Origin of the sequence: Halarcobacter sp., assembly GCF_963675975.1 — a bacterium.
Taxonomy (GTDB): Bacteria; Campylobacterota; Campylobacteria; order Campylobacterales; family Arcobacteraceae; genus Halarcobacter.
The window spans coordinates 1,075,421-1,092,941 of sequence record NZ_OY780939.1 but is presented as its reverse complement, the minus strand read 5'-3'; the positions used below and the strand labels follow the sequence as shown (position 1 = coordinate 1,092,941).

Sequence of the window (17,521 nt, the reverse complement as noted above, 5' to 3'; positions counted from 1 at the left end):
TAGAATAGGCAGAAATTTAATATGGATAGTTTACATGGATATTAGAAAAGAGTATTTAGAGTTTTTTAAAAGTAAGGGGCATGAGGTTATTTCATCTATGCCACTTGTACCAGATGACCCTACATTAATGTTTACAAATGCAGGAATGGTTCAATTTAAAGATATATTTACAGGTGCAGTTCCTAAACCTGAAAACCCAAGAGCTACATCTTGCCAACTTTGTGTTAGAGCGGGTGGAAAACATAATGACTTAGAAAATGTTGGTTACACGGCGCGTCACCATACTTTATTTGAGATGTTAGGTAATTTCTCTTTTGGGGATTATTTCAAAGAGGATGCAATTGCTTATGCGTGGGAATTTGTAACAGTTAATCTTGAATTACCAATTGACAAATTATGGGTAACAGTTCATGATAGTGATGATGAAGCTTTTGAAATCTGGTCAAAATATGTAGATACTTCAAGAATTATGAGATTTGGAGATAAAGATAATTTCTGGTCAATGGGAGATACAGGTGCATGTGGTCCTTGTTCAGAAATTTTTTATGACCAAGGTGAAGAGCACTTTAACGGACCTGAAGATAAAATGGGTGGAGAAGGTGATAGATTTTTAGAGATTTGGAACTTAGTTTTTATGCAATATGAAAGAAGTGCAGATGGTACACTAAATCCACTTCCTAAACCTTCAATTGATACAGGTATGGGTCTTGAGAGAGTTATGGCAATAAAAGAGGGTGTATTTAATAACTTTGATTCATCAAACTTCCAACCTATTATTAAAAAACTTGAAGAGCTAGCAGGTAAAAAAGCAGATTCTGAAACTATTGGTTCATTTAGAGTTATAGCAGACCACCTAAGAGCAAACTCATTTATGCTTTCTCAAGGTATCCTTTTTGGAAATGAAGGAAGACCTTATGTAAATAGAAGAATCATGAGAAGAGCTGTAAGACATGGTTATCTTTTAGGTTTTAGAAAACCATTTATGGCTGAGCTTTATGATACACTTTGCGATATTATGGGTTCACACTATACAGAACTTGTAGAACAAAAAAAATATGTAAAAGAGCAAATGACTTTAGAAGAAGAAAGATTCTTCAAAACTATTGAATCTGGTATGGCTTTATTTAATGAAGAGCTTAAAAATACTAAAGATTTATTTTCTGGTGAGATTGCATTTAAACTTTATGATGAAAAAGGTTTTCCACTGGACTTAACAGAAGATATGTTAAGAGACAAAAATATTAAGGTAGATGTTGAAAAATTTGATTCACTTATGGATGAACAAAAAGCAAAAGCAAAAGCTGCATGGAAAGGTAGTGGTGACAGTGCAACAGAAGGAGACTTTAAAGCACTTATTGAAAAATATGGAATAAATGAATTTGTAGGTTATGAAAATACAACTTATAAAAGTAGCATTATTGCTGTACTAGATGAAAGTTTTAATGAAGTTGAAAAACTAGAAAAGGGTACAACTGGTTGGATAATGCTTGATAAAACTCCATTTTATGCTACAAGTGGTGGTCAAGAGGGAGATGTTGGAGCATTAGAAGACAATGAACATATTGCAATTGTTAAAGAAACTCAAAAATTTCATGGTTTAAATCTATCAAAAGTTGAAGTAGAAAATTCAGATATTTCAAAAGGTGAAAAAATCACAGCAGTTGTTGTGAATAGATGGGAAGTTGCAAAACATCATAGTGCTACTCACTTACTTCAAAGTGCACTTAAAATGGTTCTTGGAGATACAGTATCTCAAGCTGGTTCATTAAATGATTCTTCAAGATTAAGATTTGACTTTACATATCCTAAAGCTATGACAAAAGAAGAGATTGAAGAGGTTGAAGATTTAGTTAATTCAATGATTGTAAGGGGAATCTCTGGAAATATAGAAGAGTTACCTATTGAAGAAGCCAAAGAAAAAGGTGCTATTGCAATGTTCGGTGAAAAATACGGAGATGTTGTAAGAGTAGTTAGTTTTGAAGATGTATCTGTAGAGTTCTGTGGTGGTACTCACGTTAGAAATACTCATGACATTGGTTCTTTTTATATAACTAAAGAATCAGGTGTTAGTGCAGGAGTTAGAAGAATTGAAGCAGTATGTGGACTTTCTGCAATTAGATATACAAAAGATATTATCTCTAAAATGGACGAAGTTCAAGCAGAAGTTAAAAATAGTGATGCAATTTTAGGAATTAAAAAACTAAAAGATCAAATTAAAGAACTTAAAAAAGAGTTAGAAGAGGCTCAAAACTCTATTTCTACACCTATAAATGAAGAGATGATAGGTGATATAAAAGTTGTAGTTGATATAGTTCAAAATGGTGATATTAAAAAACTAGTTGATGATTATAAAAATGGAAATGAAAAAGTTGCTATCTTACTTATTCAACCAAAAGGTGATAAAGTTATGTTAGTAGCTGGGTCTAAAAACACTTCTGTAAAAGCTGGAGACTGGATTAAAAATATTGCACCAATTGTTGGTGGTGGAGGTGGTGGAAGACCAGACTTCGCCCAAGCAGGTGGAAAAGATGTTACAAAGATTGAAGAAGCTAAAGAAGCAGCTTTAAAATTTGTAAAGGAAAATATATAAAAAATGGAAACTTTATTTAATAATTTTTCTTCTATTATAGTTTTTCTACATGTTCTTAGTGCAGTTATTTGGGTAGGAGGAATGATAGCAATTAGACTTGCTGTTCATTACTCTATGCAAGAGATTGATGATCCTAAAATTAAACTTGGTAGAACATTGGAAAATCTAAGAAGATTTTTTAATATGGTTATCCCTTCAATTATACTTTTACTTTTAACAGCTATTATTATGATAATAGCGTTAGGTTTTAAAGGTACACCACTTTATAATTTTGTAATTGCTAAAGAGGTTATTTGGACTATTATGACTGTTGTTTTTATTATAATTTTTATAAAAAGAAAACAAGCACAAAAAGCTTTTGATGAGGGTCAGTTTCCTGTAGCAAAAGCTAAATTAACACCTATAGCAAATTATTTAATTCCTATAAATATTGTTTTAGGTCTTATTGCTATTTATTTAGGAATTACACTAAGAGGTTTCTAAAAGATATATCCTTTTTTGGATATATCTATTTTAATCACTCAAATAATATTCAATAGTTGATACAACTCTAACTTTTTTTATATATGGAGTGTTTTTATCCCTATTTGAAATTGAAAATTGTCCCTGTCTTGCTCTTTTGATTTTTCCTAATTTACTATTTGAATCTTTTGCAAATTTTATAGCCACTTCTCTTGCTTTTTTTGTAGATTCTTCAATCATTCCTGGTTTTACTTCATTTAATTTTGTAAAAATATACTCCACTCTTGTATCATAATCATCAAATTTAAATACTATTCCTTTATCTATCAAAGAGGTTAATTTTGATATATTTTCTCTGATTTTATCCACATCCTTTGAGTATATATTAATAACTCTATTAGCTACATATCTATATTGAAAATTTTTATTTGAATAATCATTTGCAAGTTTATCAGTAATAGAAGGGGCTTGAATAGTGATTTCATTTTTGTTAATCCCATTTTTTTCAAGAAAACTTAATATTAAGTTTGTGTATTCATCAACTTTTCTATTTAATTTTACTAAATCAGAATCTAAAGTAACAAATTTTATTGGCCATAAAACTACATCTGCTTTAAACTCTTTTTGAGATAAACCTTTAACTATAACACTTCTATCATACTGCTTATATAAAGATACACTTTTTGTTAAAAAATACCCTAATGCAACCATACCAAATAAAAAAGATATTCCTAAAAAATATATAGACTTTGTACTAAGTTTTGACATTTTTATATCCTTTAATTTTATCCAATTCAAGAACTTAAGAAAATATAAGTTAAAATAAAGGTTTTAAACTCCATATCTTAGGTATCTTGTGAAATTTTTTATTTTAAAGTTTATTATTTTTACACTAATTTTAATCTTACAAGGGTGTAGTACAAAAACTATATCAGATATTGATTACAGTAAGAACAACAAGCTTTCAAATAATTTAGATTATAACGAAATTTATAATAATTTACTAACACAATACAAAGACTGGAAAGGTGTTAAATATAGATATGGTGGCTACTCAAAAAATGGTATAGATTGTTCTGCTTTTGTTCAAAAAACATATAAAGACAAACTTTTTGTTAATATTCCAAGAACAACTATTCTTCAAAAAGAGTTAGGTAAAGAGGTTGATATTGATAACCTTGCAACTGGAGATTTAATATTTTTTAAAACAGGATTTAAAACAAATCATGTAGGAATATATTTAAAAAATGGCAAGTTTATGCACGTATCCACTAAAAAAGGGGTTATTATCTCAAGATTAGATAATCCATATTATTCAAAACATTTATGGAAAATAAAAAGAGTACTACATTAAAAGGGCTAAATAATTTATGATAAAAAACTTATTGTTAATAATACTAATATCTATAACTATTACAGGTTGCGTATTTAATAATCAAAAATTCGTATTAAGTGACAAAAACGATTATACAATACATGAAGAGAATCCAAACTTAGATAAAAATTTAATTACAAATCTTGAATACAAAGCAATAGTTTCCAATAATGAATATAAAAAGATTCTTCAAAAACCTAAGAGAAATCTTGAGAAAGAGGAACAATTAGCTTATATTGAAAAAGCTCTAATGGAGTTTTACAGTGAGTGGAAAGGTGTTAAATATAAATTTGGAGGAGATACTAAAAAAGGTATTGACTGCTCCGCTTTTACCCAAAAGATTTTTAAAGAAAAATTTCAACTTGATATTCCAAGAACAACTAGAACACAAGTAAAAGTGGGGACAACTGTTAAAAAAAGTGAATTAAAACTTGGGGATTTAGTCTTTTTTAAAACAGGAAGAATTGATAGACATGTTGGAGTATATATTGGCAATGGTGAATTTATGCATGCTTCAATAAAAGGGGTAAAAGTTACAAAACTAAATAAACCCTTTTATAAAAAAGCATATTGGACTTCTAAAAGAGTGATTAACTAAAAGCCACCATATAAAGCTAAAACAACAGGTATATAAACTACAGATATCAAAGTTGACATAAGTACAGTAAAAGAAGCTTTTTCAGGTTTTGCTTTTAGTAAAACTGCTAAAGTTACTGTATTTCCAGCTAAAGGTACAATTGAGAATAAAAACATAACCTTATATATCTCTTCATTTAAAAAGTTTATAAATGTTTTATCCACAAAAATAATTGCTAAAACCACTGCAGGCCAAAATATAAATTTAAAGAAATAAGAGATTTTTATATACTTTTTATCAAAATCCTCATGGATATTAAAACCTTTCATCCCCATTCCTAACATCATCATCCCAAGTAATCCATATGCCCACTTAAAATTTTCAAAATATGGAACAATAAATTCGGGTGTTCTAAATCCAAGTATATTAAATGTAACTCCTGCAATAAAAGCATAAAGTAAAGGCAACTTTAAAATTTTCATTATAGATTCTCTTGCTGTAAAGCTTCCTTTTGCAGTTACAAAAAAACCTGTAGTATTTTCATATAATAAAGAAGCTAAAGTTCCAAAGATAAAAATATTTGCTGCATTTGGTTCTAATAAAATCATAGCTAAAGGGATACCAAAATATCCTGTGTTTCCTGTTCCACAAGTAAAAGCCAAAGTATTTACACTAGCATCTTTCCATTCATTTTTATATTTTGCTAATATATAAAAAGCAATGGTTGTACCAAATAAAAATATAAAAACTGGTAAAAATATCAATTGAAAATTTATCTCAATAGATAAAACAGCAAAAAATATAACTACAGGACCTAAAATATAAACCAATAAGAAAGCAATTTGCTCCCTTTTTATTTTAAAAAATCTTGTTAAAAGATATCCTGCAAGTATAGTTATGTATAAAGGAAAGATTTTTCCTAAAATTATTAATAATATTTTCAAATTAAATTCCTAAGTAATTGGCTAAAAGAAAAAGGATTATAACACAAATGATATACATCTTTAAAGCATAAAGAAAATTTGTTTTAAAGATTTCAAAAGTATTAAGTCCATATCTTGCTTGCATTGTTAAATTTACTCCACTAAAAGGAGAGGTACAAACTGAAGTTGACCAAGCCATTAAAAATGTCATCGCTAATAAAGTATGATTTATATCCCCAGTCCAGTTTCCTATTATTGCAATTGTTATAATTGGATGTATTCCAACAAAAGATAATAATATTTGAACTAAAAGAATAATAGAAGCACTAAAACCATCAAACTTTTCAAAAGGGAATTCAATATGAAAACCAACAAGTAAAGTACTAATACTCACTCCAAACATCCCAGCTATTAGAAAAAGTCCTATCTCATTTTTCATTTTTGGTAACTCATTTGTTACATGAAAATTTAAACTTTTAATAGCTTTTTTAATACCTAATTTAAAAGGTAATATCAAACTTGTTAAAACTATTGAAAATAAAGATATAAGTAATATCACTTTTATTTCTGGATAATAATGATTTGTTACAAGTACAAGTAAAGCTAATATTACAGGTAAAGTTAATGTATCAAATTGTAAAGGATAACCACGAAATTCACTCAAATCATGTGATTTTTTTAATTCAAAATATGTAACAAAAAAAGCCAGGACTGCTAATACAACTCCTGTAAAAACAACTTCAACAGCTTTAAAACCTGAAGAATATGTAGATACAGCTGCAAAAGCCACAAAAAATGGTGACCAATATGCATCTGTGGCAAAAGCTCTTGTTAATACAATTGCTTGAAGTTTAGTTAATTTTGATTTTTTATAAAGCTTATCTGCTACCAAAATCAATGAAGACATATTTATTACTGAACCAAAAAGATGCACTCCTAAATATGTTTTTATAAAAGATAGTTCACCTTTTGGTAACTCTTTTAATGTTTCATTTTTAGGAGTTGCTATCAATCTTAAAAATCCCACTCCTATTAGAAGTGTTAACATATATTGATTTACTAATATAGCTTTTTTATAATCAATAACAAAATTGCTATAAGAACTAAAAATAAAAATTATGATTGATAAAAATATCAAAGATAAAAGTAGTTTTAAATTTCCAATTTTTCTAAATAATAAAATTAAAGCTAACCAAGCAAATAGTCCTGCAAAAATAAAAATATCATATTTAAAAAAATAACTTATAAGTGTAATTAAAAATGAGGCAAAGATAGCTATGCCAGATAGATTCAAAATATTCATTTCGCAATTATACATAAATTTATTCTATTTTACCTCATCCTTTGGTAAAATAAATAAACACTATAAAAGGGACAACTTGATTAGATTAGGTTCAAATTCACAAACAAGAGCATTGATTCTTAGAAATAATAATATTGATTTTATTCAAAATGGTGGAGATTTTGATGAGGATTCAATAAAAACTAAAGATCCAAAATCTTTCGTATACCAAGCAACTTTAGGAAAATATAATGAATTGCTAAAAAAATATGGTGTTGAAGATATGCCATTATTAGTTGCTGATTCTGTAGTTACAGCAAATAACCAACTTCTTAGAAAAGCAAAAGATGAAGAGGATGCAAGAAGGATGTTAAAACTTCAAAGTGGAAATAAAACCTCTGTAATAACGTGTATGATATATAAAAGTAAAGAAAAAGAAGTTATAGACATCTCTATCACAACATATAGGTTTGCAAAATTTGATGAAGAAGATATTGAAAAATATATTAAGTCAAAAGAGTGTTTTGGAAAAGCCGGAGCAATTATGGTTGAAGGTTTTTGTAAACCATATATTTTAGATGTAAAAGGTTTTGAAAGCACAGCAATGGGACTTTGTGTAGAGAAATTAATTCATCATTTAATATAAATTATTTAACTTTAAATAAAGTATATTTATTAATTATTAAATAAATTAATACTATAATAAAAAAATTTATTTTATAAAGACTTTAATTTATGCATATATTACTTTTAGTTGTTGTAGCACTTATTCCACTAATAATAAAATTATTTGTAATTGTAAATCTCTTCCAAAATATAAAAACATTTATAATAATACAATCTATATTACATGACTCTTTAATTTATTTATTTTTAGTACTATTAACATATTTATCATATATATCAAAAAATATTATCATAAAAATATTTTTAAGATTTTTAAGCATAACTATATTTATAATTTATTTAATTGATTCATTAATTTGGGTTAGATTTGCTACACATTTAACAGTAGAAGATTTATTTAAATTTATTAACTATCTTCCAAATTATATTTCACAATATTATAATTTAAATATTTACTTGATAATTTTTATTATAGCTTTTATTATAACAATTTTTTACTATTTATTTAAAGATATTTCTATAAAAAAACATTATCATATCTCAACAATAATAATAATTTGTTTATTTTTTACTTCTTATCTTTCTGCTAATAATAACAATTATATTCACTCTTGGTTATATAAAAATGTTTTTGAATATAATTATGAGCTATTATCAAGAGAAAAAAAATATACTGATAATTTTATAAATAACCTTCATTATGAGAAAAAAGAACTTATACATAATTCAGATTCAAAAAAACATAATATTGTAGTTTTAATGGTTGAATCTCTATCTTCATATCAAAGTAATTTATTTTCAGGAATCAATAATTGGACTACAGAAATAGATAAAATTGCAAAAGAGAATATTTACTTTAAAAATTTTTATGCAAATGGATACATAACTGAACATGCGGAAATATCAATATTAACAGGAGAACTTCCAATAGTTCCTCCCCAACTTTTTTCAAAAGATGATAATATCTCTTTTAATGGTTTTTATAATGTCAAAACATCTATTCCAAATATATTAAAGAATTCGAATTATGATACTGAATTTATAACATCATCTGATTTAAGTTTTTCAAATACAGGAACGTGGGCAAAAAGTATAGGATTTAATTATATTGAAGGAAGTGATCATCCTTTCTATAACAACCTTCCAAGATTTCATTTCTTTGCAGCTTCCGATAAATATTTATTTGAAAGAGTTATTAAAAGAATGAATAAAAAAAGAGATAATCCTTATTTTATATTTGTAAAAACTGTTTCTTCTCATGTCCCATTTATAAATCCAGAAAACAAAAAACATTCAGAAGAGGAAACTTTTAAGTATATTGATAGACAAATTTCATTTTTTTATAATAAATTAAAGCAAGATAATTTTTTTAAAAATAATGGAATGTTAATCATAGTAGGAGATCATTATCCATCAATACCTTTAAAAGAAAAAGTTGAAGAAACACTAGGAGAATATAGAGCTACAGCATCTGTGCCAATGATACTATGTTTAGATAAAAAAAATGCAAAAATAGATTCACAATTTCAACAAATTGACATCTACAATATGATTTTAAACTATAGTGGTAATAATTTTTTTACTTCAAAATGGAAAGGTGCTTTTACGAATAACTCTATAATTTCTCCTGAGTATATTCTTCATAAAAGAGTTGATAATAGATCTATTTATTCAGTATTTAATAAAAATATAACTTACAATATCTCATTAAACGGAGATAAAACATCTATTATAGATGAAAAAGCACTGGATAAAGATATGAAAAAAGAAATTTTAACAAAAGTTAATTTTGAAAGAACAAGAAATAGAGATAATAATATAATAAATAGTGATTTAATTACAAGAAAAGGTTTTCCTCTTTCATTATTACGAAAGGGTGATATTGACTAATTTTAAGATAAAAACTATTCTATTTTCAATTTATATAGAAATTTTTATACTTATAATACTTATAAAGTCTTATTATATAAACACAATACTAATTCAACAAGATAGTACTTTTTATTATAGATTTTTTCAATCTATATTTCATGACTCATTTATATATTTTTTGATTTTATTACTAATTTTTATCTCATTTTTAGAAATTGTCCCTAAATTTTTTTCAATACTATTACGATTTATTGCTTTAAATATTACTTTTTTATATTTAATTGACATTTATATTTTACTTGGTTTTTATAACCATCTAACAATTAATGATATTTTAAAATATTACAACTATGCAATAAATTTTTTATTACAAATATATACAATTAATTTTTATACTATGATTTTGATTTTTTTTATTGTTTTATTTAGTAGTATTTTTATATTTAATAGCTATAAAATAAAAAGTAAAAAAACATACTTAAAGTTTATTATTCCTATTTTACTATTTCTTTTTTTATACTCTTTTGCAAAAGATGGCAAATATATCCATTCATGGTTAAATAAAAACTTTATTGAATATAATATAGAGATTAATGATCAAACAAAAGAATACACAAAAGAATTTATTAAAAATATACAAGATCCAGAAAATTTAATATATAAAAATTCAAACCCTTCATATCCAAATATAATTGTACTTATGGTTGAATCTTTAGCATCATATCAAAGTCAATATTTCTCTGAAATCAAAAACTGGACTCCTAATCTGGATAAAATAGCAAAAGACAATATAAGCTTTTTAAATTTTTTTGCAAATGGATTTGTAACTGAAGATGCTGAAGTTTCAATCAATACTGGAGAATTTCCACTTTATGCACCTAAAGCATATACAAATGGGGGAGGAGTATCTTTTACTGGTTTTTATAATATGGAAAAATCTTTACCTAACATATTAAAAAGATTTAATTACCATACTGAATTTATAACCTCATCAGATTTACATTTTTCAAATACTGGAAAATGGGCAAAATCTAATGGATTTGAATATATTGAAGGAAGTGAAAATAGCTATTATACTAATAAACAAAGATTTCATTTCAATGCAGCAGCAGATGAATTTCTTTATGACAGGGTAATAGACCGTGTAAAAAAGCAAAATAAACAATACTATTTATTTATAAAAACTGTTTCTTCACATGCTCCATTTAGAAATCCAGAAAATAATTCATCTTCAGAAGAAGAAACAATAAAATATATAGACAAACAAATAGGTATATTTTATAAAAAATTAAAACAAAATAGTTTTTTTGATGATGGCTTATTAATTATTGTAGGTGATCATCATCCAGTTATACCAATAAGAAATGAAGAATTAAATAGATTTGGGGAACTAAAATCTTCAAGTGTAGTGCCAATGGTTGTAGCTTATAAAAATAAAAATTTTTCTGTAAAAGAAAACTTTCAACAAGTAGATATATATAATTCAATTAAAAATTTAGTTTCAAAAATTAGTTCGACATCAAAATGGAAAGGTGATTTTTTATCAGAAAAAATAGTTACACCCAAATATATAGTTCATAGAAGAGGTGATAAAAGAGGAATTGTATCAATTTTTACTGAAAAGGATGAGTTTAATATTAAGTTTTATGGTGATGAAACTCATATCTTGAATAATTCTAAGTATCCTGAAGTTATTGAAAAAGTAAATTTTACTAGAATAAAAAGACTAAATCCAAAATATCAATTTATTGACTCTAAATAAAAACTTTTTTTTGAAGAAGAATAAAATTAAAAAACATTGCAATAAAAGATGCCACTGCTAATGCAAAAACTAAATATTGTTCAAAAAATATATTATTTTTTACCAACATAATAAAAATTATATAATTTAAAATTGCTCCTATTGATTGAATAGTAAAATAATAAAAATATTCTCTTTTTTTTCCATATTTACTTTTTTGGAATGTAAATACTCTATTTAAAAGCCAAGTTGTGAATACTGCTAATGAAAAAGATAATACTCTAGCAATATATACTTCTATTTCAAATATATTAACACATAATAATAATATAATGGCATCAATACAAAATCCTATACTTCCAACTATCCCAAATTTTATAAATTGTTTCATTCTTTTAATATTCTTTGTTCAAATTCTCTTCTATTTTGATCAGATATTGCATCGAGTATTAAAGCTACCGCAAAAAGTATCATACTAATAAGCCCTAATCCAGTCGACAATATTGCCAAAGGAACATGAAAAATATATTTATATCTAAACCAGTCATCAAAAACTGGAATAGAACTAATAATAGAAAAAAACACAAATATAGAAGATAATAGGCTAAAAAAAGCAAAAGGCTTAAAATATCTAAAAATTTTAAAAATAGTAAATAATACTTTAAAACCATCATTAAAAGTATTTAATTTAGAAAAACTACCTTCTGGCCTATCTTTATAAGTTATTGGTACTTCTTTTATATTAAATCTTTTATCTAGTGCATGTAAAGTCATATCTGTTTCAAGTTCAAATCCCTCTACTAATATCGGATAATGTTTAACAAATTTTTTACTAAAAGCTCTATATCCACTCATTATGTCATTAATATCTGATTTAAAAAGCTTATTTACTAAATTTTTTACAAGTTTATTTCCAAAGTTATGTAAGAATCTTTTATTTTCTTTTTCGTAATCACCTTTACTTATTCTATCTCCTACACACATATCTATATTTTCAAATAATATGGGATCAATAATTTTATTAATTTCATTTGCAGGATAAGTTAAATCTGCATCACTCATTACATAAATATCAGCATCAATTTCTTTAAAAGCCTTTCTTATTGCATTACCTTTACCTTGTCTTTTTTCTAAAAGTAAAATGCCATCTATTTGATTTTTTTCAAAAGTTTCTTTTGCAATTTCATAGGTTTTGTCACTTGAATTGTTATCAACTACTACAATCTTACTATTAGGAGAATATTTATTAAAACTTAATATAGTTTTCTCAATAGTAAGCTCTTCATTATATGCTGGCAAAATTATTGCTATTTTATTATTCATTTATTTTTCTCTTTATATTAAATATTATTCTATTTTTATATATATTTATAGGTGTTATTCCCAAATTTTCAAGTTTCTTAAAATTTAGTATTTGCTTATCATTTCTTAGTCTATGTATATATATATCAGCTCCTACAAAATCAATAAGTTTTTTTAATTCTTTTTCTGATACACCATCATCTTTTTGCATTCTTATGTAAATATCTTTCATCTCTTTATTATCCTCAAACCAGCCAATACTACAACTAGGTATAGTTTTTATTGTTGGATTAAAATATAAAGCTTTATATATATCTATGTTCAGACTATTAAATAGTATAGTTTTATTACTATATTCTTCATTTTTAAAAAATTTTGCACTATCTAATTCTTTATCTCTTGAATCTAAACTAAATGCATAAGAAAAAATAAATATACTATAAGGTATTGCTATTACATAAAAAATAAAAGCCTTTTTTGAATAAGCAATATATTTTTTTACTAGATATAGTATTTTTCTTACCCTATAAAAAAATATTTTTTTATTTAAGTTTAAAAAAAATGTTACTACAAAAACTAAAATTAATGGTAAAAATAAAACATAATATCTAACTTGATTAGTCCATAATAATGATGATATTAAAAGAAATGTTGCAACTTTATTTTTAGAAAAATAGTCATATTTTAAGTATATAATTATTGTACATGAAAATAAGAAAATAGGCAAAAGAATATAATAGTTTATATTTTTAAATATGTTAAATAAAGGGGCACCTTCTGAAACTTCTAAACCCATTCTTAATGATTGATCATTTAAAATATTTAATATTGTATTTAAATACTCTACTTTATCTATATATAGATATATAAAAAGTACAATAGAAGAACCTAAAAATGTTCCTAAAAAAGATTTCCAATCTTTTTGTATTATATAGGTTAAACCTATAATTCCTGTATAAACAAAGAATAAATAATAGAAAGGACCATATATTATTGTAACAAACAATGTTAAATAGAATTTATTTTTTAAAGTTAGCATATAAAGAATATACAAACCTGACAATAAATCAGGTCTAACTAATACATACCTAAAATAGCTCAAATACAAAATAGAAAAAACTATAATATATGTAACTGACGCATAATCGTATTTTGATTCATTTTCAAAATGTTTGTGTATTAGTACTAAAAGAAAAAATAAAGATAAAGTATTAACTACAATATGTACATTAGAATATGTAAAAATATCTATTAAGATACTTAATAAATTATGCCACATAAACCAAGGATCATAAGATGTAAATAAAGAATGAGGAAAAATATCTCCCCAACTTTTCATTAATTCTCTATTATAAGCAAAAGATATATGTCTCAACCCATCATCAAGCATACTCACATTAATACTATACGCAAATACAAAAGCTGAAAATAAATAAATTATATATTTAGTTTTTATTTGATTAGTCACTTTATTATTTTTCTCCTATAAATAATTTTTATTATACATAAATAACATTAAAATAATAATTTTATCTAAATAATTTCATTTTTTAAGTGAAAAATAAGAAATATTTAATAAATCTATGATAAAATTATAAAAATAAATAAGGAGATTATAATGTTAGAATTCTTAAAAAGAAGATTAAAATCAGAAAAAGGTGCTATGGATAAAATTCTTGTAACACTTCTTTTAGTTATTGTTGGTGTTGGTGCTGTTGTAGGACTTAATTCTTGGGTTCAAAAACAAACTAATTCAGTACAAAAAAGTGCAAATAGTGCTATTGATAATGCAATTAAAGATGCAAGTAAAAAAACTAATAGCAACTAAATTTTAATTAAACTTTAAGTAGTATGAGTAATATTTACTCATACTACATGCTATTATGATATTTCATATTTCTTTTTTTATTTTTTCATTATTTATATCTTATATAGATTGTACTAGATATAAAATTCCCAATCTAATGATTTTTGCACTCTCAATTTTTCTAATAATTTTTGGTTTTTTTGAAAATAAACAAATAATTTATTCTTTTATTATTTTAATAATATTTTTAGTTTTTTTTGTTATACTTATTCTTTTGTTTCCTAAAATGATTTTAGGCGGTGGTGATATTAAATATATGTTAGTAATAACTTTGTATTTACAACCAATCTCTATACCTATATTTTTAATAGTTACAGGTATAGTTCAAGGATTATTTTTAATCTATTATCAGAAGGTAAAAAAAAGAAGAGTAGCACCAATGGCTCCAGCTATTTTTTTATCTGTAATATTAGTTAAAATAAACGAATCTATAGATATTTATACTATAATTAAATAAAAAGGGTTCAGGATGAAAAAAGCTTTTATTGATCAAATGTTTTTTGCCTTTCTTTTGTTCATGGGAATTGTATTTTTCGTTGCAACTATTAGTGATGAAACTCTAATAAGAAATGAAATGGAAGATTTACAATCTCTAGCTAGAACATCATCTCACTCAATTGCAGAACATTATGCTCTACAAATGGATATGTGTACAGCACAAAATGTGAATAATAATATTTTAAGACAAACAAAATTAGGTAATTATCTACTTAATAATGGTTTAGTAAATTATACTTGGTTAGATACAACCGGAGACTCACAACCAGATACTATCCGAACTACATTTGGAGCATATAATTATAATACATTTTGGTATAGATTTATGGATAAAGACTCATTTACTATTGGCCCCTTCTCTGCTAATGAACAATTGACAACTCCGCTAAATGTAAACTTGTCTTTTGGAGGCGAAGATGCAAGTTATAGAAATATGGTTGGAACTTATACTTTAGATAATAACGGTTGCGTACAAAATGCCCAACTTATTTTAGAAGATTCTAAAAGGCCTAATGCGGGCGATCCAATAGGTACTCAATTTACAACTCCTCCTACATTTACTTTTATTATATCAGATGGGTATAATACCTTTAAAAATGGATATAATGATTATCCATCTATTTCGGATCAAATTACATTAAATCAAAGTCACTGCATGGGAGCAACAAGTAATCCAAGTGTAACACTAAATAACAAAACTGTAGATAATACCCACATATATTTTGAACATGAAAATTTAAATGGCGATGGGAATTATGCCCACTTTCAAATTATTCCAAAAAGTATTTGGAATCAATATAATGATTTTATAAGTAACTTATCTGGTGATGCAAAAGACAAATATCAACAATTTATAGAATATGCAGATAATTTAAACAATGATGAAGATTCTACTAATGATATAGACTATACAAATGATCCAAATAATGAGTATAGATACTCAATGGAGGATTTAGATGGAGGAGGAGACCAAGACTTCAATGATTTGGTATTAGACAGTACAAGACTTGCAGTACCTAATCGATTAAATAATTTTAGTATTGGTCAAGGTGGAGTAGTTTTATTAAATTGTGGAAATAATCAAAATCCTGTGGTAACAATTACAGGTTGTCCAATAAATATAAATGAAGATAATCAAACTTCTGCCATAGGATGGAATGCAATTGACACTGATGGTTCTATTTTTAGTACTTCTGCATCTTCTCAAAATGGTACAGTTGTGGTAAATAGTGATGGTACATTAACTTATACTCCAATATTAAACTTTTTTGGTACAGATAGAATAACATTCACTGCAACTGATAATAGTGGAGCTATTGGCTTTGGTTATTGTGATATAACTATCACTGAAGTAAATGATGCACCTACTATTTATGGAGCACCTACTCCTACAATCAATATAGATAAAAATTATAGTTTTATTCCTAATGCTTCAGATCCAGATAATGATATTTTAACATTCAGTATTTCAAACAAACCATCTTGGCTTAATTTTAATCAAAATACAGGAGAACTTGTAGGAATACCTAGAAGTTCTGATTTAGGATTATACGAGAATATAGTTATTTCAGTTAGTGATGGTCAATTATCAGCTTCTTTACCGGCGTTTAGTATTGAAGTTACAGATACTAATTCAAAACCAACATCAAGTAAAATTCCTGATGGTACAGTAAAAGAAGATACATATTATAGTTTTGATGTAAGTCCTTACTTTAGTGATGCAGACGGAGATAATTTAAATTATTCAATTACTGTTTATCTAAATGGAACAACTAATGTTAGTTCATATTTTAATATAAATCAGTATGGACTTATAACTTCAAATATAAAAATTCCTAATGGTTATGTTGGTAATAACTTAAAAATAAATGTAACTGTAAGTGATGGGAAAGAGAGTATTACAAGCAGCTATAATGTAAAAATCATAAATGAAGTTGATTTACGAATTTTTAATTTAACTTTTGATAGAGATGAAGAACAATTTGATACAAGATTTGGTTCATGGATAAAAGATTCGTATGATTCAAACGAAGGTAAACTAAAAATACAAGCTGCAAAAACAAAAGATTGGCAAACAACAGGAAGATTTTTTAATTTTGGCCCAAGTTTTGCAAATAAAAGAGTAACTGTTAAATTTGACTTAAACTATGTAGGTGGCTGGGAAAATTGGGGTAGTAGTAGAGATTATTTTACAGTTTACTTAAACCATGACCTTGTTATTGATAGGCAATCATTTGGTAATTATAGTGGTTCTATTAATTATGGTTCTAAATCATATACATTAGAAGGAAGTACTGATAGTGATGGTATTATTGGTGTATCATTATCAATCTATGTTTCAAGTACAAATGAGGTATTATATATAGATAACTTTATAGTTGAATTGCAATAGTAATATTAAAAGG

At 25.5% G+C, this 17,521-nt stretch carries 16 protein-coding genes; 10 read left to right on the top strand and 6 right to left on the bottom strand.

Annotation, left to right across the window (positions count from 1 at the left end; genetic code table 11):
• The first annotated feature begins 34 nt into the window (after positions 1 to 34).
• The gene (alaS, locus tag ACKU3H_RS05435; protein WP_320035958.1) at positions 35 to 2,590 is read left to right on the top strand and encodes an alanine--tRNA ligase; all 2,556 of its coding nucleotides are present in this window, start codon (positions 35 to 37) and stop codon (positions 2,588 to 2,590) included.
• Between the two features lie 3 nt (positions 2,591 to 2,593).
• On the top strand, positions 2,594 to 3,073 hold the full coding sequence (locus ACKU3H_RS05430) for a hypothetical protein (RefSeq protein WP_320035957.1): 480 nt from the start codon (positions 2,594 to 2,596) through the stop codon (positions 3,071 to 3,073).
• 30 nt (positions 3,074 to 3,103) lie between these two features.
• Here ACKU3H_RS05430 and ACKU3H_RS05425 read toward each other — a convergent pair whose 3' ends face one another.
• Positions 3,104 to 3,820: an SIMPL domain-containing protein gene (locus ACKU3H_RS05425; protein WP_320035956.1), complete on the bottom strand. Its 717-nt coding sequence runs from the start codon at positions 3,818 to 3,820 to the stop codon at positions 3,104 to 3,106.
• A gap of 88 nt (positions 3,821 to 3,908) precedes the next feature.
• On the opposite strand from ACKU3H_RS05425, the gene ACKU3H_RS05420 reads away from it, so the two are divergent.
• The gene (locus ACKU3H_RS05420; RefSeq protein WP_320035955.1) at positions 3,909 to 4,406 is read left to right on the top strand and encodes an NlpC/P60 family protein; all 498 of its coding nucleotides are present in this window, start codon (positions 3,909 to 3,911) and stop codon (positions 4,404 to 4,406) included.
• 16 nt (positions 4,407 to 4,422) lie between these two features.
• Positions 4,423 to 5,025: an NlpC/P60 family protein gene (locus ACKU3H_RS05415; RefSeq protein ID WP_320035954.1), complete on the top strand. Its 603-nt coding sequence runs from the start codon at positions 4,423 to 4,425 to the stop codon at positions 5,023 to 5,025.
• Here ACKU3H_RS05415 and ACKU3H_RS05410 read toward each other — a convergent pair.
• Both ACKU3H_RS05410 and ACKU3H_RS05405 read right to left on the bottom strand, forming a co-directional pair.
• The gene (locus ACKU3H_RS05410) at positions 5,022 to 5,948 is read right to left on the bottom strand and encodes a transporter (protein WP_320035953.1); all 927 of its coding nucleotides are present in this window, start codon (positions 5,946 to 5,948) and stop codon (positions 5,022 to 5,024) included. The two genes, ACKU3H_RS05415 and ACKU3H_RS05410, sit on opposite strands and share 4 nt — an antisense overlap.
• A 1-nt stretch (position 5,949) precedes the next feature.
• Positions 5,950 to 7,230: a tellurium resistance protein TerC gene (locus ACKU3H_RS05405; protein ID WP_320036466.1), complete on the bottom strand. Its 1,281-nt coding sequence runs from the start codon at positions 7,228 to 7,230 to the stop codon at positions 5,950 to 5,952.
• Between the two features lie 76 nt (positions 7,231 to 7,306).
• On the opposite strand from ACKU3H_RS05405, the gene maf reads away from it, so the two are divergent.
• From maf to ACKU3H_RS05390, 3 genes are all read left to right on the top strand, one after another.
• Entirely contained in the window at positions 7,307 to 7,855 is a 549-nt protein-coding gene (gene maf / locus ACKU3H_RS05400) for a septum formation inhibitor Maf (RefSeq protein WP_320035952.1), read from the top strand.
• Positions 7,856 to 7,944: 89 nt separating this feature from the next.
• Entirely contained in the window at positions 7,945 to 9,726 is a 1,782-nt protein-coding gene (locus ACKU3H_RS05395) for an LTA synthase family protein (RefSeq protein ID WP_320035951.1), read from the top strand.
• 379 nt (positions 9,727 to 10,105) lie between these two features.
• Positions 10,106 to 11,470 (top strand): LTA synthase family protein, encoded by a 1,365-nt coding sequence (locus tag ACKU3H_RS05390; RefSeq protein ID WP_320035950.1) that lies wholly within the window; start codon positions 10,106 to 10,108, stop codon positions 11,468 to 11,470.
• Here the strand turns inward: ACKU3H_RS05390 and ACKU3H_RS05385 are convergent.
• Genes ACKU3H_RS05385 through ACKU3H_RS05375 form a run of 3 tightly spaced genes read right to left on the bottom strand, consistent with a single transcriptional unit; the run spans position 11,463 to position 14,090 of the window.
• The gene (locus ACKU3H_RS05385; RefSeq protein WP_320035949.1) at positions 11,463 to 11,840 is read right to left on the bottom strand and encodes a GtrA family protein; all 378 of its coding nucleotides are present in this window, start codon (positions 11,838 to 11,840) and stop codon (positions 11,463 to 11,465) included. The two genes, ACKU3H_RS05390 and ACKU3H_RS05385, sit on opposite strands and share 8 nt — an antisense overlap.
• On the bottom strand, positions 11,837 to 12,772 hold the full coding sequence (locus tag ACKU3H_RS05380; RefSeq protein ID WP_320035948.1) for a glycosyltransferase: 936 nt from the start codon (positions 12,770 to 12,772) through the stop codon (positions 11,837 to 11,839). The genes ACKU3H_RS05385 and ACKU3H_RS05380 overlap by 4 nt, the downstream gene beginning before the upstream one ends.
• Positions 12,765 to 14,090, bottom strand: a complete 1,326-nt coding sequence (locus tag ACKU3H_RS05375; RefSeq protein WP_320035947.1) for a hypothetical protein — start codon at positions 14,088 to 14,090, stop codon at positions 12,765 to 12,767. Before ACKU3H_RS05375 ends, ACKU3H_RS05380 begins: the two co-directional genes overlap by 8 nt.
• Before the next feature lie 279 nt (positions 14,091 to 14,369).
• Between ACKU3H_RS05375 and ACKU3H_RS05370 the strand changes: the two genes are divergently transcribed.
• From ACKU3H_RS05370 to ACKU3H_RS05360, 3 genes are read left to right on the top strand one after another with little or no spacing between them, the layout of a single operon-like run.
• Positions 14,370 to 14,579 (top strand): hypothetical protein, encoded by a 210-nt coding sequence (locus ACKU3H_RS05370; RefSeq protein ID WP_320035946.1) that lies wholly within the window; start codon positions 14,370 to 14,372, stop codon positions 14,577 to 14,579.
• 55 nt (positions 14,580 to 14,634) lie between these two features.
• Positions 14,635 to 15,075: a prepilin peptidase gene (locus ACKU3H_RS05365; protein WP_320035945.1), complete on the top strand. Its 441-nt coding sequence runs from the start codon at positions 14,635 to 14,637 to the stop codon at positions 15,073 to 15,075.
• A 12-nt stretch (positions 15,076 to 15,087) separates the two neighbouring features.
• Complete coding sequence (locus tag ACKU3H_RS05360) at positions 15,088 to 17,508, top strand: Ig-like domain-containing protein (RefSeq protein WP_320035944.1); 2,421 nt, start codon at positions 15,088 to 15,090, stop codon at positions 17,506 to 17,508.
• Positions 17,509 to 17,521 lie beyond the last annotated feature (13 nt).

Bases quoted from the DNA above. Each gene is read 5' to 3' on its own strand.
- ACKU3H_RS05360 (WP_320035944.1), top strand. From the start codon at position 15,088: ATGAAAAAAGCTTTTATTGATCAAATGTTTTTTGCCTTTCTTTTGTTC.
- ACKU3H_RS05405 (WP_320036466.1), bottom strand. From the start codon at position 7,230: ATGAATATTTTGAATCTATCTGGCATAGCTATCTTTGCCTCATTTTTA.
- alaS (WP_320035958.1), top strand. From the start codon at position 35: ATGGATATTAGAAAAGAGTATTTAGAGTTTTTTAAAAGTAAGGGGCAT.
- ACKU3H_RS05415 (WP_320035954.1), top strand. From the start codon at position 4,423: ATGATAAAAAACTTATTGTTAATAATACTAATATCTATAACTATTACA.
- ACKU3H_RS05395 (WP_320035951.1), top strand. From the start codon at position 7,945: ATGCATATATTACTTTTAGTTGTTGTAGCACTTATTCCACTAATAATA.
- ACKU3H_RS05375 (WP_320035947.1), bottom strand. From the start codon at position 14,090: ATGAAAAGTTGGGGAGATATTTTTCCTCATTCTTTATTTACATCTTAT.
- ACKU3H_RS05390 (WP_320035950.1), top strand. From the start codon at position 10,106: ATGATTTTGATTTTTTTTATTGTTTTATTTAGTAGTATTTTTATATTT.
- ACKU3H_RS05425 (WP_320035956.1), bottom strand. From the start codon at position 3,820: ATGTCAAAACTTAGTACAAAGTCTATATATTTTTTAGGAATATCTTTT.
- ACKU3H_RS05370 (WP_320035946.1), top strand. From the start codon at position 14,370: ATGTTAGAATTCTTAAAAAGAAGATTAAAATCAGAAAAAGGTGCTATG.
- ACKU3H_RS05430 (WP_320035957.1), top strand. From the start codon at position 2,594: ATGGAAACTTTATTTAATAATTTTTCTTCTATTATAGTTTTTCTACAT.
- ACKU3H_RS05385 (WP_320035949.1), bottom strand. From the start codon at position 11,840: ATGAAACAATTTATAAAATTTGGGATAGTTGGAAGTATAGGATTTTGT.
- ACKU3H_RS05365 (WP_320035945.1), top strand. From the start codon at position 14,635: ATGATATTTCATATTTCTTTTTTTATTTTTTCATTATTTATATCTTAT.
- ACKU3H_RS05380 (WP_320035948.1), bottom strand. From the start codon at position 12,772: ATGAATAATAAAATAGCAATAATTTTGCCAGCATATAATGAAGAGCTT.